Raw genomic sequence first — 14,159 nt, 5'->3', positions numbered from 1 at the left:
TTTGTTGATTTCGATGTGTAAAACATTCTCAGCCAAAAGGTTGAAAATAATATTATTATATAGCAAGTGATATTTCCTATTGAAAAACAGGAAAGGAAAGTTAAGCTAAAACAGGGGCTCTGATATGAAAATCACCCTCAGGGATTGTACTAATAAGAACATCCCGAAAAACGGAACAGTAATGATAATCAAACCAGACTGGAATACTTACCAATGGAATAACTTGATTAACTACAGGGAATTTAGGCAAATTCTCAAGTAAAGAAATATTTTCAACATTTGGAATGTATTTCCCTGCAAATTGATCCTGCTCTGCATGAGCAAGTATTGTTGATGAATAAGATTCATCAAGATTCTGGATATGATCGGCATACCAATCTGCAAACAGCTGATGATCAACAGTTAAATCCTGACCATTGGCCATAGGAACTGCTGCTGCACATCCTGTGAGCACACAAAATACTACTATGAGATATCTATTCATGTCCATTGAACCCAAAAGTAAATATTTTTATTGACTTAACAGTTCTACATTATAAAAAAAGCCTCACATATGTGAGGCTTTTGAGTATATTTTGTTTTTAACTAGACTTGAGTTGAATCAACAAAAACTCTGGCTTTAAATTCTTTGTCCATCATATACAAACCGTGACCTTTTCCTTCAAACATTCTTAATTGGTCAATAATTTCACTAACAGTAGCTTCTTCTTCTACCTGCTCATCAACAAACCACTGCATAAAATTCACTGAAGCATGATCTTTTTCTTCAATAGCAATATTTACACAACCATTAATTAAGGTTGTTACATACTCTTCGTGCTTTAAAGTTTCTTCGAAAATATTTAATACATCATTCCAATCAGAAGGAACTTCTTTAATTGGCTCCAGAATAACTCTTCCATTGCGTTCGTTTACGTAATCCGTCATTTTCATCGCATGTGAAGTTTCTTCCTGAAATTGTACTTTCATCCAATTTGCAAAACCCGGCATTCCATTCGCATTGAAATAGTTCGACATTGACAAATAAAAATAAGCAGACCAAAATTCAGCGTTGATTTGCTTGTTCAAGATTTCTTCTACTTTTTTACTAATAGCCATAACGTATAATATTTTTAAGTAAGTTCAAATTCTACATCAAATGTAAGAGAAATATGGTAATCTAAGCATTGCAAACCGTAGCTTTGATCCTAATTTAAAATCAAACTAAATACAATCGTTTGGCAAACAAAAAAAGTATCTCTTTTATAGGAGACCCTCTAAATAATCCTGCTAAAAGGACATATTTTAATTAAATTGCATCGATAATTGCGTTTAAAGCAACATATAATATTAAAACAGGTATAATTAAACCATACACCTCTCTTTTTAAATCCATTTTTTCCTTTCACAATTACGGCACCAGATAAGGCAAAGAATAAAATGTCACATAAAAAATTTAATAGCCATTCGTAGTTCAATTTTATATTTCCTTACGATTTTTTATAAAACTTATAAAATTTAAACAAAAGCTTTAATAAAAAAAAACGGACTTTCAGGATAACTATTTTTTAAATCAATATACTCATCATTAACAATAATTTTTTCCTTTCTTTTGTAAGCAAACAAATTGGAAGCTTCGAAAGAAACGAAAGCTAATCCTTTAATCATACCCGAGAAATTAAGATTAAAGTCATGATATGCCGATTTTTTAGTTTGGTACACCTTAGTTGGTGAATAATACCTGTATTTAACCTGCAAATCAATCTTTTTTAACATCTTAACTTGTAATATTGCATTAGCCATCCAACTCTCTTCTCTTTTTAGATTCTCTCTAATGTTTGATTTATAACGATCGCATGAATAGAATGTTCCCATCTGTATCCCGACCTTTGGATTTATATTCCATCTAAAATTGATTACCTGAAGCAGATAAGGAAATAGCATCCATAGGACAAGCATCTGCACATTCAGCAGAACAATTACCTGACAGCCATGTACATTTTTCTGATATTATAATTAAGTTAAGACATCACTTTTAATATTATATGTGTATTTTAGTAATTATATTTTCTGAGACTACTCCTTTAAATTGCTCAATGTTTAAAACATTAAATTGCTTTAAATTGTGCAATTTTAAATTTGGGTGAACCTGATCTATCACAACCGTCATATTATGCTCCTCTCGAATAAAAACTTTAAAAGGAGCCCTATTTAAAACACCTTAAAAATAATGTTTTCCTTTTTTTATTTTTTTCAAATCAGACCATTCTTCTGGTTTACTTTTTGAAATAATTGAAATGTGATTCTTAGTACAAATTGTCGCATCATAACTCTTCAGTTCTGGCATCCTTGCAAGTATTTCTTTACCATCAACTTTTAATCTAATGCCTCCCTTAGTAACATTCATTTTTTCCGGAATAATTCCCTTTTTAAGAGAAGAGGCATCGAAATTGACTTCTTCACAAAGTTCAATCACTCTATCAGCAATATCAAAAATTGAGTTCTTTTCCTCATTAATAATCACCTCAAAACTCTCAGCAAAATAATATCGATCATTAGGACTAGAAATTGTTGGATCTAATTTGGAATTAAATATTTTGCCGTAATAACTATGCAGCGCAACATACATCTCACTCGAAGTAAATTGTTGATTCGATTCTATCAATGCTGCATGAAGAACACCAGGAAAAACACTCAATCCCAAAGCCGCTCCAAACGAATTTTTAATAAAATTTCTTCTTCTCATATTGGAAATTAATTTAAGATTGTAGTAATGATTAACTATAATTAAGTTCTGCTAATCTAGATACATTATAATTGCACCACAATACCAAGATATTATGATTACACTATTAGTAATCATTTTAAATAAATTATGCAAACAGCAACGCAATCCTCCTTAATCACTTACAATCTTTGCGTTACGCAATTAACTAAGAGATTTTATGCGTTTTAGTATTCAATTTAGCAATAGTTATTACTTGGTATTTTTATCTTGTGAATTATAACAATAGCAAGGCTCATGAATTTATTATATTAACTATATTTTCTTTACCAACGAGCAGAAAACTAATTTTAGATCAACAAAGATTTTGATAGAATAGCTTCCTGTTTTAATACTTGTTTTTTAGCGATTTTTATTCCCATAGGCGACAGGGAATCAAAGTAAAAGTCACATTGACCAAAATGATCTGCCATAGAAATAAAGAACTCTTTTATTTGCTCCCCGTTAGAATAGTAAAGTACACCTCCGGCAATACATAAAAGGCCTTTAGGTTTCTTAATTTCATTATACCATTGTTTTTCTAAAAATGAAGATGCAATACTTCTATGCCTTTCTGTGTCTTGATAAAAAAACTTTCTCAACTCAACAACTTCTGGAAAATCCAGTTCATAAAACATTATTTTTCCGTTGTCGATGCGGTCAAACGTCAGACTGTCTAAAAACCTTGATAAGTTGTTGATAAGTTATAATTGCTGTATTTGGCAGGTTTTCAACACTTTGTTATCTTATGGTATGAGATTTATACAAGGACAAGACAGAACACAAACTCATCTTTTTCCCATCTCACTGGATCAGTCAATTGCTAAAGACAATGAAGTTCGCTTGATCGACCTGTTTGTTGACAGCCTTGATTTGAATGACTTTGGTTTTAAAGTTGATTTTGATGAAAACGGACGACCGGCTTACCGTCCATCGGATTTACTCAAACTCTACATTTATGGGTATCTGAACAGAACCCGCTCCTCCCGGGGTTTAGAGAAAGAGTGTGCGAGAAACATAGAAGTTATGTGGTTGCTCAGGTGCTTAAGCCCTGACCACAATACCATCTCCAACTTTAGACGGGACAATCCCAAAGCAATAAAAAAAGTATTCCGGCAAACCGTTCAACTGGCCAAACACTTTAATTTGATTGGAGGAAAATTGCTGGCCGGTGACAGCACCAAACTCAGGGCACAAAACAGCAAGAAAAACAACTTCAATCAAAAAAAGATTGACTGTCATTTAGCTTATATTGAGAACAAGCTTTCGGAGTATGAAAAGGCATTGGCAGAAAGTGACGGCGATAAAAAAAAGATCATCGAAGAAGAAATCAGCAAACAAACTGATCGGAAAAAGGAGTATCAAAATATAGAGAGTCAAATCAAGCAAACAGGTCAGCCTCAAATCTCTACTTCCGATCCTGACAGCCGTCAGATGATTACCCGTAATAACATTACCGAAGTCGCTTATAACATACAAACCACGGTTGATGCAGAAAACAACATCCCCATCGATTACAAAGTAACAAATGCCAACGACAGCAAAGCCATGGGTAATATGCTGCAGCGTGCAAAAACGATTTTACGAAGCAACCAATTCACGGCTCTTTACGATAAAGGTTACCATACCGGTTCAGAATTCGCTGTCGCGGATCGATTGGGTATTGAAACCATAGTAGCCATACCCAGAGTGGCAGCACAAGCACCGAATCCAGAATATAATGTAGACAATTTCGGATACAACAAGCAGGAGGATTATTATACCTGTCCGCAAAACCAACAACTAAGAACTAACGGAAGATGGCACCAGGCCAGAACCTACCAGTTTAAACGCTATACGACCAAAGCCTGTGCAAACTGCAGTGTAAAAGACCAATGCAGCAAGGCAGTCTGTGGAAAGGCAATACAACGCAGCGAATACCAGGATCTCATTGAGGTAAACAAACAACGCGCAGATCAGAATCAAACTTATTACAAACGACGGCAGGCAATAGTCGAACATCCTTACGGAACCATAAAACGACAATGGGGCTTCGATCACATTATGACAAAAAAAGGCATCGCAAGGGCAAGTGCCGATGTGGGCTTACAAATGACCGCCTACAACCTGCGCCGCTTAATCAATATTATTGGCCTGAAAACCCTTATGGAATGGGCAATACAGCAATTATCTTATTTTCTTGAATTAATACTGCTGTTAAAGTTAAGTGTCGCCCAAATAAGAAGCTCAATTCTATTTCCAAATAAAAGCATTTTCAATTTTTATGTATCCCTAAAACCGCTATATTTAACACTTAATTGAGCAGTTTGATGAGTTTTTAGACAGACTGACGTTGTGTCCAAACCACAACCAATATTGATGATAGTTGCCTCGGGGTATTTTTCTATAAATTGTTTAACAGCCCGGTCAATATGAATACATCTTGCGACCCAACCTGTAATCGACAGTTCATTAAGGTTCTCGGTAATGGTTGAAAAATCATAATCAAGCTGGTCTATAATTTCAACCGCTTTATTGTCAACTATCCGGGGATTGCTCTTTTGTGTTTCAGTGGCACGTCCCCACAAAGGGAACAGTAGTGTTTCCTGAACTGTGCCTTCATTGATTTTTATTTTTTGCTTTTGTGCTTCTATTATCTATATATAGATTGAACAGCCATCTGCCGTTCCACCATTTTTGAAAAAATTCCGTTTTGTTTTTTTAATTCATCAGGAGAACCGATTTCTGCGACAGTTCCGTTTTCGAGAACCACAATCTTGTCAGCATTAGTCACGGTTCGCATACGATGGGCTATTATTAATACAGTTTTATCTTTTATTAGAGCTGAGATACCTGCCTGTATTTTGGTTTCGTTTTCCACATCGAGTGATGCTGTGGCTTCATCTAACAGCACAATGGGCGCATTTTTTAACAGAGCACGGGCTATTGAAATACGCTGACGTTCGCCACCCGAAAGGGTTTCTCCATTTTCTCCTATCACAGTTTGATAGCCATTGTACATTTTACAAATAAACTCATCGCATTGTGCCAATTTTGCAACTTGTATTACTTCCTCGTCAGTAGCATCCATTTTTCCTACTCGAATATTATCTATTACACTTGAATTAAATAGCACGACATCCTGAAATACCACAGAGTAATATTGAAGCAGAGTCTCTGGATCAATAGTTCCAACATCATATCCTCCAAGTAAAATATTTCCTTTGTCAATATCCCAAAAACGAGCAGCGAGTTTAACCGAAGTACTTTTTCCACCTCCTGATGGACCCACCAAAGCCGTAACCTCTCCTTGTTTAGCTAAAAACGAAACATTTTGGAGAACCTGTTTGCCGGTCTGATACGAAAAACACACATTGCGGAATTCAATATCATAATTTTCAAGTTTAAAATTGGTTTTACCTTGCTGAATTGGTAATGCTTCCATCTCGTTCATCCTGTTAATGCGAATATCAAGATAAAACAAGGCAGCAAGATTATTAAACACTTCATTCACCGGACTGTAAATTCGTGAAGCTATCACCAAAAATATGAGATACATAAACAAATCAATTGTTCCGGCTGAAAGGAGTTGAACCCCAACAATGATCACACTTGCCAAGCCCAATTTAAGAAGACTTTGTGATGTATTTACCAGACCTCCAGCCAATAATTCTCCTTTTATTAATTGTTTCTCATATATATTGAGATTTTGTTGTAATTCATTCAAATAAGCATCTTCCCGGTTATAAGATTTTACCTCCTGAATAGTATCCAGGCCTTCCTGAATTTGCTCGCTTACATCTCTTTTGTTCTGATAATTAACTTGAAATTCATTATGCAATAGTTTCTTAGATATCAGAATCACAATTGCAGCAAAAGGAATTACCCAAAACAGAGCCAGAGATAGTTGCCAATTGTAAAAAAACATTCCAATACCGATTAGAACCATACTTATAATTGAAGCAAACATTTGTGGTACAGCATGCGAAAAGGTATGTTCCAACTCAGTACTGTCGTCCATTATGGTTGAAGTGAGATCTGACAGATTTTTTTCGCCGAAAAAGGCTAAGGGTAATTTACGTAGCTTTTCAGCCAAAGAAATACGGCGATTGGCACTTTCATCATACACGGTAGTAAATGTACTTCGATATTGAAGCCTGGCAATTGCCCACATAACTATCATAAATATTACACCGAGAAATGTGTAATACCACAAACCATTGGTTATAGCAGCCGAAGGGTTTATAATAGGACGTATGTAGTCTTCAAGAAATAAGAAAACGAAAACTGCTGGAAACATTAGCACTATATCAAGAAGCGTTGTGAAAAATACGCCTTTGACGAAATCCTTCGTCCCTTTGTGTGTCAAGGCAAATCGTTTTTCTAATATATTAAACATGTTGAGTCTCCTTTCCTATTGTCCATTTTATAGATTGTTGATATTCATTCCACATTTTCGAGTAGATTCCTTCTTTATTCAGTAGCTCATGATGACTTCCCTGCTCTGCAATTTTACTTTCATCTATTACAAGAATAATGTCTGCATCCATTACACTGGTAAGTCGGTGAGCAATAAGAAGTACCGTTTTCCCTTTAGTTAGTTTTCCCAGAGCTTTTTGTATTAAATGCTCATTTTCAGGATCGGTGAAGGCAGTAGCTTCGTCCAACACCACAATAGGAGCATCTTTCAGAATGGCACGTGCCAATACAATACGTTGTTGTTCTCCTCCCGACAGATAAGTTCCTTCAACGCCAATTTTGGTATCTAATCCATTTGATAATTTGTTTATAATTTCGCGACACTGTGCCAAATCGACTGCTCTTTCAACAGCTTTTACTGAAACATCCGGATTACCGTATTTGATATTATCTAACAGACTTGTTTTAAACAATTTGGTATTTTGAAAAACAAATGAAACATGATTCATCAATTCTTTATGGTCAATCTCTTTTACATCTGTTCCTCCAATACAAACCTGCCCGGTATCAGCATCCCAAAAACGTGGAACAAGTCTTGCAATAGTTGTTTTCCCACTACCTGATGCTCCTACCAAGGCAATGGTTTTTCCTTCGGGAATAGTAAAACTAACACTATCTACTGCCTTATTTGCAGCTCCCGGATAACTGAACGATACATTCTTAAAGCAAATATCATATTTTGTTATGCTTTTAGGATTAACCGACGACTGAAGCGGTTCTGCATTTATCAAACTCTCCATTCTGTTTACTGCTTCTTTTGCTTGTCCAAGTGCTTGATTCATATACATACTCTTCATTATACCTTGAGAAAAAACCGGCGTTAATAAAATGTATAAAAACAAGTTAAGTAACACCAGTGCATAATTACCAGAATAACCAATCAACAAAACAGCTACAGGAACTAAAAAAAACACGAATCCATTAATCACAACAGTAGTAACTGACATTGGATTTTCCCATGTTTTTGTATATTCAAATACCATTTGCTTATAGCTTATAATGCTATTATGAAAATTTTTAAATGAAAAGACGGTCTGCTGAAAAACCTTGACTACAGGAATTCCCCGTACATATTCCACCGCTTCGGTATTCATATCTTCGAGAGATGTCATATAATTTTTCATGAATTTTTTCCCCTTATTCCCCATCATAAAACCCATAAGCGCCATGGCTATTATAATTGGTACAAGACAAGCTAATCCCAATCGCCAATCAAACACAAAAATCAATACTATCGCAGTTAAAGGCATTAGAACAGAACCGGCAAGATCGGGCAACTGATGAGCTAAAAAAGTGTGAGTAATACTCGCGTTATCGTCAATAATTTTACGGATACGACCACTGGAATTGTTGTCGAAAAACCCCAAAGGCATACGTACTATTTTTTGCATAGCCCGCCAGCGCATAGTGGTTTCAACTCTAAAAGCAACCAAATGCGAAAGTGTTAATGCGGTAAAATATAAAACAACACTCCCCACTGCTGTTCCCACTGCCCACCAGGCATAAGTAGTAATGCCGACTTGAGAATAATCTCCCTCGATGTGAAACAGCTCTTTTATAATAAACCATATAAATATATATGGCAACATACCTGTTAAGGAGCTTATAGCTGATAAAAACAACGACAAGGGTAAAAAGATTTTTCTACCACCTGCATAGTTTTGTAATTTTAATAGTGTGTTCATACTTGATATTGTTTATTAATTATATTTAAACACATAACAATCTTATCATTCAATACTGTTAATAAATACTACTCTCGCAATTACATTTACCAGTATAAAAACAATCAAAAAAAGAATTGTCATGATAATTCCTCTCACAACACAAATTATTATTGAATCAAAATCGGTCCAATCTTGACACCAGTAGTAATTTCGAAAGCTTAAACCAATCCACATTGTACAAATATCAGTTCATTCAATACTCAATAAAGAACAGTGTTCATTTCTGTTCAAAAAAACAAACAAACTCTACACATCCATTAATCGTTCCCATCCACCCGTAACAAAAACAATAAATTCCGAAATAAAATTTTCGATTTCTATATCACTTAAGTCATCATGCGTAACAATTTCGCCTATAATACTCAACCACCAGGAACTAATTGTGTGCGTAAAAAAGTCTGAAATATTGGTGTTTACCTGTGGGTATTTTTCTTTCATCTTCCGAATGTATTCCAAACCTGTTTTTGTATTCCGTACGGTAAATTCTTCTCTGAAATTTTCGAGCGAAGAGCCGTGAGCATAAAACAGTAATAATTTTAACTCGGAACGATACTGATTGATCAGGTATACAAAGTCGTCAATGATTTTACGCTGAAGGTCAGCATCAGTAAACATATTAAGACTAATGTTCTCAGGTCGGTTGTGATCTTCAATCATGCTGTTAAATGCAGAGAGCAAAGAAGCCAGAACTTCACAAAATATTTCATCTTTATTTTTAAAATAATTGTAAATATTACTAAGCCCCACACCCGATTTTTTTGCAATAATCCGCATCGAAGAATCTTTAAATCCTTTCGCAAAAAACTCTTCTCCAGCTACTTTTAAAATACTTTCTTTGCTATTTTCTTTTTGTATCTGCATAATCTTGAACGCTGTTCTTTATTAGACTGTAATGTTCTTACTATTTATGTGTTTTTGCAATCCTTATATGTTATGATTTTTTTGACAATAGTCCGTTAGTTTTTAGTAATTAGCAACTAGTTTTATTTACAAGATACTTATTTTCAGTATTTTAGCCAATGCGTGTCATTCGTAAAACACACTAAAAATCAAACACTTACAAAATCTAAACGAACTGTTGTTTTGAAGAACAAAAGATCTAAAGCAGGAAGTGCTTTAAACTTCCACCTTTATCTCCAAAGCTCTTTTCATCTTATACCATGTTATTTAAACATTAAGGCTATTTACAGCCTAAAAATTATTGAAGGTATAATGCCGATACATAATTCATTAGTAATTGGTATTAGCCTCTGTCACTCCCTAAGCTGAGAACTTGCAAGCTCCTGATCTGAGACTCTCTAAGCCCTAAAGCTGACAGCTTAGCACCTTTCCGGTACGCTGTAATTTATACCGTTACTTTAAGTATATACTCGCTGTTGCACGAACGTGGCTCTTTTAACAAACTGCCCGAATTGCCAAATTGGGTCGTAAGAACTAACAAGTAATCTCCATTGGCTAAGCTTTCAGGTACAATAAAAGTTATTTTTGAAGGATCATTCACCAATATCGATTGTCTTGGGATAGGTGTTTCTTCCTGAGTATCCTGATTAATCAGCTTAATACCAACACCCGCAGCATCACCTTTCTAATTTATCTTTCTTTCTGTAAATACTTTAGCGAAATTTTATTTAAAATAATGAAACGATGTAGGATTTCCTGTGGCAGATACCCTGTGTATGACTTCATCAGTTGTTGGGTTATAGCTAAAAAAACCTACTTTGTCGCTTCCATAAGCCCCTATGATAACAAGATCGTTGTATAAACTAATACAAACGCTATGCCCATCAGTTAAGGGAATACCTTTTATTTGCTTTATGGTTTTGGCATTAAGGTCAATAAGAACAGCCATTGTATTTCTTGTCGTATAAGGGTTATCCATATCTAACAATTCAAAAATCCCCACATAGGCAACTAGTCTGTCATTGCCAATATATCTGCAATTGAAAATAGATGCAGGTTTGTAGGCAGTCCCTTCAATGGTTGTATTTGAAATGTCCCAAGATTTAGAGCTGTCAAACTCTGTTTTCCCTGAAGGAATACATACAAATCCATTATTTGGGTAAGTAGGGTCATATCCAAATTTACCCACACAGGCAATATACATATCATCTTGCTCGTCAGTAAAAATCATACCCTTTACATTATCCATCGGCCGTGTTGGAAAAGATAAGTTTGTAGATTTCTCAAAAATTATTTTCTTTACTTTGTCTGTTTTAGGGTCAATAATCACCATGTCTACTTGGTGATAGTCTGCATAGGGCATATAATCTGCACCTACTTGGTCTAAACATAGGTAGTATAGACCATCACGAATAATGCCGTTTGCAGGATCTGGATTATTGTCACCATGGGCGTATTTACTAAGGTCTATTTCACCTGTTTTTTCCATTGTTTTAGGGTTAATAATAAGAACCTTACCAATACCGTAGGCAGGAACATACATCTTTTCGTCATTTATTTTTGTGATATTTGATGCTCCAGAATTTGGGGGTAAGGGCAACTTTGTTGGTACGCCTAAATTTGTAGTTCCATTGTAAGTATATTTTTGAAAATTATAGTCCCCATCTTTTCCAAAAGAAGGAAATATGAAAATATCCTTACCCCTAACACCTGAAGAAGTTCCAAAATTTATTTGAACAGCATTGGAATTATCAATATTACCAGAAAAATTGGGAACTAACTTCATATAAGAAGAACCACTCGCACCATCGGCATTTTTTATTGTAGTTTCTATTAAGAATTTTGCATCTTGTTCGTCGAAGGATGATGTATCATCTTTTTCACAGCTTGTTATGATACTTATTGCTATTATTCCCATTAACAATAGCATTATTTTCGAACTTATTTTTTTCATTGTATTAAAGTTTAATTGTTATTTAAAAATGTATCTCAGCTTTATCCCCAAAACACGTTTAGGCATTGGTCTGTTAAATTCAGAAAGGATATTTGCATCAGTTAAATTTTTTATTTTCCCTGAAATAAATAGACGTTCATTCATAAAACTATGTTCAAAACCTAAATCTATTGTAGTACTGCGTGGTATGCGCCTTTGGTCGTTTGTCATTTCAAAATCATAAAGGTATTCCTCCACAAAAGCAAGATCAGTAAAAATGCGTGTATTTTGTCCAGTACCTCCCAAGAGGTTTTCTTTATGAAATTCCAATCCTACATTGGCAAATAGATAGGGTATATTGGGCATGCGCTTATTTTGGGTAGGGTTGGAAACTGCACTATTTTCCTCGTAATCTCTTACATCTCGTAAATCTTGATAGGTTATGTTTCCATAACTATATATGGTTGATAATATATCAGCCTTGGCTTCAAACTCTATACCCAAGGTTTGCATTTCCCCAAAATTCTGGTACCTAGCACCTCCCCAAGGACTTTTAGTAAAACGAATCATGTCTTTTAGATGCATATAAAATCCACTCAGCTCGAGTTGAAGATTACTTTTCGACTTACCTAAAAGGCTATACATCACACCAATATTTACACTCATATTTCGTTCTGGCAATAAACTTTCAGAAGGTTCTGTGAGGATTCCATCACCCAAAAGTTCTGTTTCTGAGGGGATACGTACATCATAACCTGCTGATATTTTTGCTAAAAAATTAGTTGTAAAACGGTAACGCATGGCATCACTAAAACCAATATTATTTTTGCTTAGAGCAACATCTTTAACTTCACCAAGTCCATACATATTAGAGCTTTTGGTATTCATGGTGTAGAGATAGTAGCGAGAAGTTAAAGAATTAAGAAATCTATCATCTTTAGTTCTATAATCGTATGTAAAACCAACTATCCAGCTACGCATTTTAGAATCAAAGACCGTTTTTTTTCTTAAACTCAATTCGCGTAAGTCATCTTTAGGTTTACCATCAGCAAGTGTAAAAGTGGAATTAAAGTTGATAGAATGTTTTTCATTAATGAGGTACTCCAAATTCAACTTATTCATATATGTAAACTTCTTATTGTCAGCATTGGAGGCATACCTATTCCCTAATTCCCCACCATACTCAGAATCTGAATTATAGGCTATCCCTTCCCAGTCGTACCATTGCATTGCCGTATCAATAAGGTTATATTCGGTATAAGCTATGGCATTTGACATATCAAAATCAAGCCCTTCAATAAAGAAATTGTCTTTTTCAAATGAATTACCTAAGATGTAAGCTTGTGATTTGGTATGTGCCTCACGAATATCGTATTCTATCCCTTGTATCTCCTTGTAAGTGTTAATAAAAACAGGTTCAAATTTTATTTTATCAAACCATAACTTTGTTGCTTCTATAGTACCAGCTAATGTTAATTTCTTGAATTTATCGTGTTCCCGTTTTATTTTTAGCCCCTCAACATGTGGCGATTCCATAGTGTAATTGTTGTCAGAATAGGTATAAAAACCACCACCACCAATTACTAAGCCTTTGTCTTTCAAATTGCGTTTAAAGACAGCTTGAATTTTGTGTGTATTAAAAGACTCAAGAGTATAACTAAAATCTGCGTACCTGTCGGGATACTCTTTAATAACAATATTTACTGCCCCACCCATTGCATTGCCACCAAATTTTGCAGGGATAACTCCTTTGTAAATTTCAATGCGCTCTATCATATCCATTGGAATATCATTGACATCAATAAAATCGGAATTATCATTCATTGGCGTTTCGTCAATAAAGAAGCCAATACGTTTACCTTCTAGTCCTCTTACCGATAAACGAGATGCAGAACCAACACCTCCAGAATTACGCATAGTTATACCTACGGACTTATTTAATACATCAGAAATACTGTTTACCGTACCACTTAGCTGACTCATAGAGATAACGGTAATAGGCATAGCTAATTCTCGTATTTCACGAACTTCCGATTTTGCTGATACAACTACTTCATTCAATTTTTCAGAATGTTCTTCGATACTAAAATCAAGTTTAATTAACTCTCCTCTTCTTAAACTTATTTGCCTTTCGAAGGTAGAATAACCAATAAATGAAACACTTAAGCTATAATTCCCGGCAGGAATTTTCTTCAATATAAATTCCCCTTGATTGTTGGTTACCGTACCTAAGTGTAAGCTCTCAATAATAACATTTACCCCAGGCAAAAATTCTCCAGTTTTTTTATCGGTTACCCTTCCTGATATTGAACCTAAAGCCTGAGCCGATAGGCTAAGTGGCAGAATAACAATGAATATGATTGTAAATACTTTCTTCATTTCTTTTTTCATTTTAGTA

Annotated in this window: 11 protein-coding genes and 1 pseudogene; 1 reads left to right on the top strand and 11 read right to left on the bottom strand. The window is 34.8% G+C overall.

The annotated features are described in order from the left end of the window. Window positions 1-100: 100 nt before the first annotated feature. The 5 genes from ACY0M5_RS12525 to ACY0M5_RS12505 form a co-directional block, all read right to left on the bottom strand. Window positions 101-484 carry a hypothetical protein gene (locus tag ACY0M5_RS12525; protein ID WP_461629373.1) on the bottom strand — a complete coding sequence of 128 codons (384 nt, stop codon included), beginning with the start codon at window positions 482-484 and terminating at the stop codon, window positions 101-103. A 101-nt stretch (window positions 485-585) separates the two neighbouring features. Further along, window positions 586-1,098, bottom strand: coding sequence for a ferritin (locus ACY0M5_RS12520; RefSeq protein ID WP_461629372.1), 513 nt, complete (start codon window positions 1,096-1,098; stop codon window positions 586-588). A gap of 399 nt (window positions 1,099-1,497) precedes the next feature. Then, complete coding sequence (locus tag ACY0M5_RS12515) at window positions 1,498-1,923, bottom strand: outer membrane beta-barrel protein (RefSeq protein WP_461629371.1); 426 nt, start codon at window positions 1,921-1,923, stop codon at window positions 1,498-1,500. A 277-nt stretch (window positions 1,924-2,200) separates the two neighbouring features. After that, window positions 2,201-2,725, bottom strand: coding sequence for a hypothetical protein (locus ACY0M5_RS12510; protein WP_461629370.1), 525 nt, complete (start codon window positions 2,723-2,725; stop codon window positions 2,201-2,203). A gap of 329 nt (window positions 2,726-3,054) precedes the next feature. Continuing rightward, the gene (locus ACY0M5_RS12505) at window positions 3,055-3,381 is read right to left on the bottom strand and encodes a hypothetical protein (RefSeq protein WP_461629369.1); all 327 of its coding nucleotides are present in this window, start codon (window positions 3,379-3,381) and stop codon (window positions 3,055-3,057) included. A gap of 115 nt (window positions 3,382-3,496) precedes the next feature. On the opposite strand from ACY0M5_RS12505, the gene ACY0M5_RS12500 reads away from it, so the two are divergent. Further along, window positions 3,497-5,044: an IS1182 family transposase gene (locus tag ACY0M5_RS12500; RefSeq protein ID WP_461629368.1), complete on the top strand. Its 1,548-nt coding sequence runs from the start codon at window positions 3,497-3,499 to the stop codon at window positions 5,042-5,044. 331 nt (window positions 5,045-5,375) lie between these two features. Here ACY0M5_RS12500 and ACY0M5_RS12495 read toward each other — a convergent pair whose 3' ends face one another. The 6 genes and pseudogenes from ACY0M5_RS12495 to ACY0M5_RS12470 form a co-directional block, all read right to left on the bottom strand. Continuing rightward, window positions 5,376-7,121 (bottom strand): ABC transporter ATP-binding protein, encoded by a 1,746-nt coding sequence (locus ACY0M5_RS12495; RefSeq protein ID WP_461629367.1) that lies wholly within the window; start codon window positions 7,119-7,121, stop codon window positions 5,376-5,378. Continuing rightward, a complete protein-coding gene (locus ACY0M5_RS12490) occupies window positions 7,114-8,886 on the bottom strand; it encodes an ABC transporter ATP-binding protein (RefSeq protein WP_461629366.1) in 1,773 nt (590 codons plus the stop codon). Before ACY0M5_RS12490 ends, ACY0M5_RS12495 begins: the two co-directional genes overlap by 8 nt. A 288-nt stretch (window positions 8,887-9,174) precedes the next feature. Then, window positions 9,175-9,789: a TetR/AcrR family transcriptional regulator gene (locus tag ACY0M5_RS12485; RefSeq protein WP_461629365.1), complete on the bottom strand. Its 615-nt coding sequence runs from the start codon at window positions 9,787-9,789 to the stop codon at window positions 9,175-9,177. 484 nt (window positions 9,790-10,273) lie between these two features. Continuing rightward, window positions 10,274-10,498: pseudogene (locus ACY0M5_RS12480) on the bottom strand (DUF4469 domain-containing protein); the annotation flags it as partial. 54 nt (window positions 10,499-10,552) lie between these two features. Further along, complete coding sequence (locus ACY0M5_RS12475; RefSeq protein WP_461629364.1) at window positions 10,553-11,782, bottom strand: hypothetical protein; 1,230 nt, start codon at window positions 11,780-11,782, stop codon at window positions 10,553-10,555. A gap of 18 nt (window positions 11,783-11,800) precedes the next feature. Further along, entirely contained in the window at window positions 11,801-14,140 is a 2,340-nt protein-coding gene (locus ACY0M5_RS12470; protein ID WP_461629363.1) for a TonB-dependent receptor, read from the bottom strand. Window positions 14,141-14,159: the final 19 nt, after the last annotated feature.

Origin of the sequence: Labilibaculum euxinicum (genome assembly GCF_963678175.1) — a bacterium.
Taxonomy (GTDB): domain Bacteria; phylum Bacteroidota; class Bacteroidia; order Bacteroidales; family Marinifilaceae; genus Labilibaculum; species Labilibaculum euxinus.
Note: the sequence above shows the minus strand (reverse complement) of the source record. Positions and strands in the feature narration are given on the sequence as shown.

Bases quoted from the DNA above. Each gene is read 5' to 3' on its own strand.
- ACY0M5_RS12510 (WP_461629370.1), bottom strand. From the start codon at position 2,725: ATGAGAAGAAGAAATTTTATTAAAAATTCGTTTGGAGCGGCTTTGGGA.
- ACY0M5_RS12525 (WP_461629373.1), bottom strand. From the start codon at position 484: ATGAATAGATATCTCATAGTAGTATTTTGTGTGCTCACAGGATGTGCA.
- ACY0M5_RS12470 (WP_461629363.1), bottom strand. From the start codon at position 14,140: ATGAAGAAAGTATTTACAATCATATTCATTGTTATTCTGCCACTTAGC.
- ACY0M5_RS12500 (WP_461629368.1), top strand. From the start codon at position 3,497: ATGAGATTTATACAAGGACAAGACAGAACACAAACTCATCTTTTTCCC.
- ACY0M5_RS12520 (WP_461629372.1), bottom strand. From the start codon at position 1,098: ATGGCTATTAGTAAAAAAGTAGAAGAAATCTTGAACAAGCAAATCAAC.
- ACY0M5_RS12505 (WP_461629369.1), bottom strand. From the start codon at position 3,381: ATGTTTTATGAACTGGATTTTCCAGAAGTTGTTGAGTTGAGAAAGTTT.
- ACY0M5_RS12515 (WP_461629371.1), bottom strand. From the start codon at position 1,923: ATGCTATTTCCTTATCTGCTTCAGGTAATCAATTTTAGATGGAATATA.
- ACY0M5_RS12490 (WP_461629366.1), bottom strand. From the start codon at position 8,886: ATGAACACACTATTAAAATTACAAAACTATGCAGGTGGTAGAAAAATC.
- ACY0M5_RS12485 (WP_461629365.1), bottom strand. From the start codon at position 9,789: ATGCAGATACAAAAAGAAAATAGCAAAGAAAGTATTTTAAAAGTAGCT.
- ACY0M5_RS12495 (WP_461629367.1), bottom strand. From the start codon at position 7,121: ATGTTTAATATATTAGAAAAACGATTTGCCTTGACACACAAAGGGACG.
- ACY0M5_RS12475 (WP_461629364.1), bottom strand. From the start codon at position 11,782: ATGAAAAAAATAAGTTCGAAAATAATGCTATTGTTAATGGGAATAATA.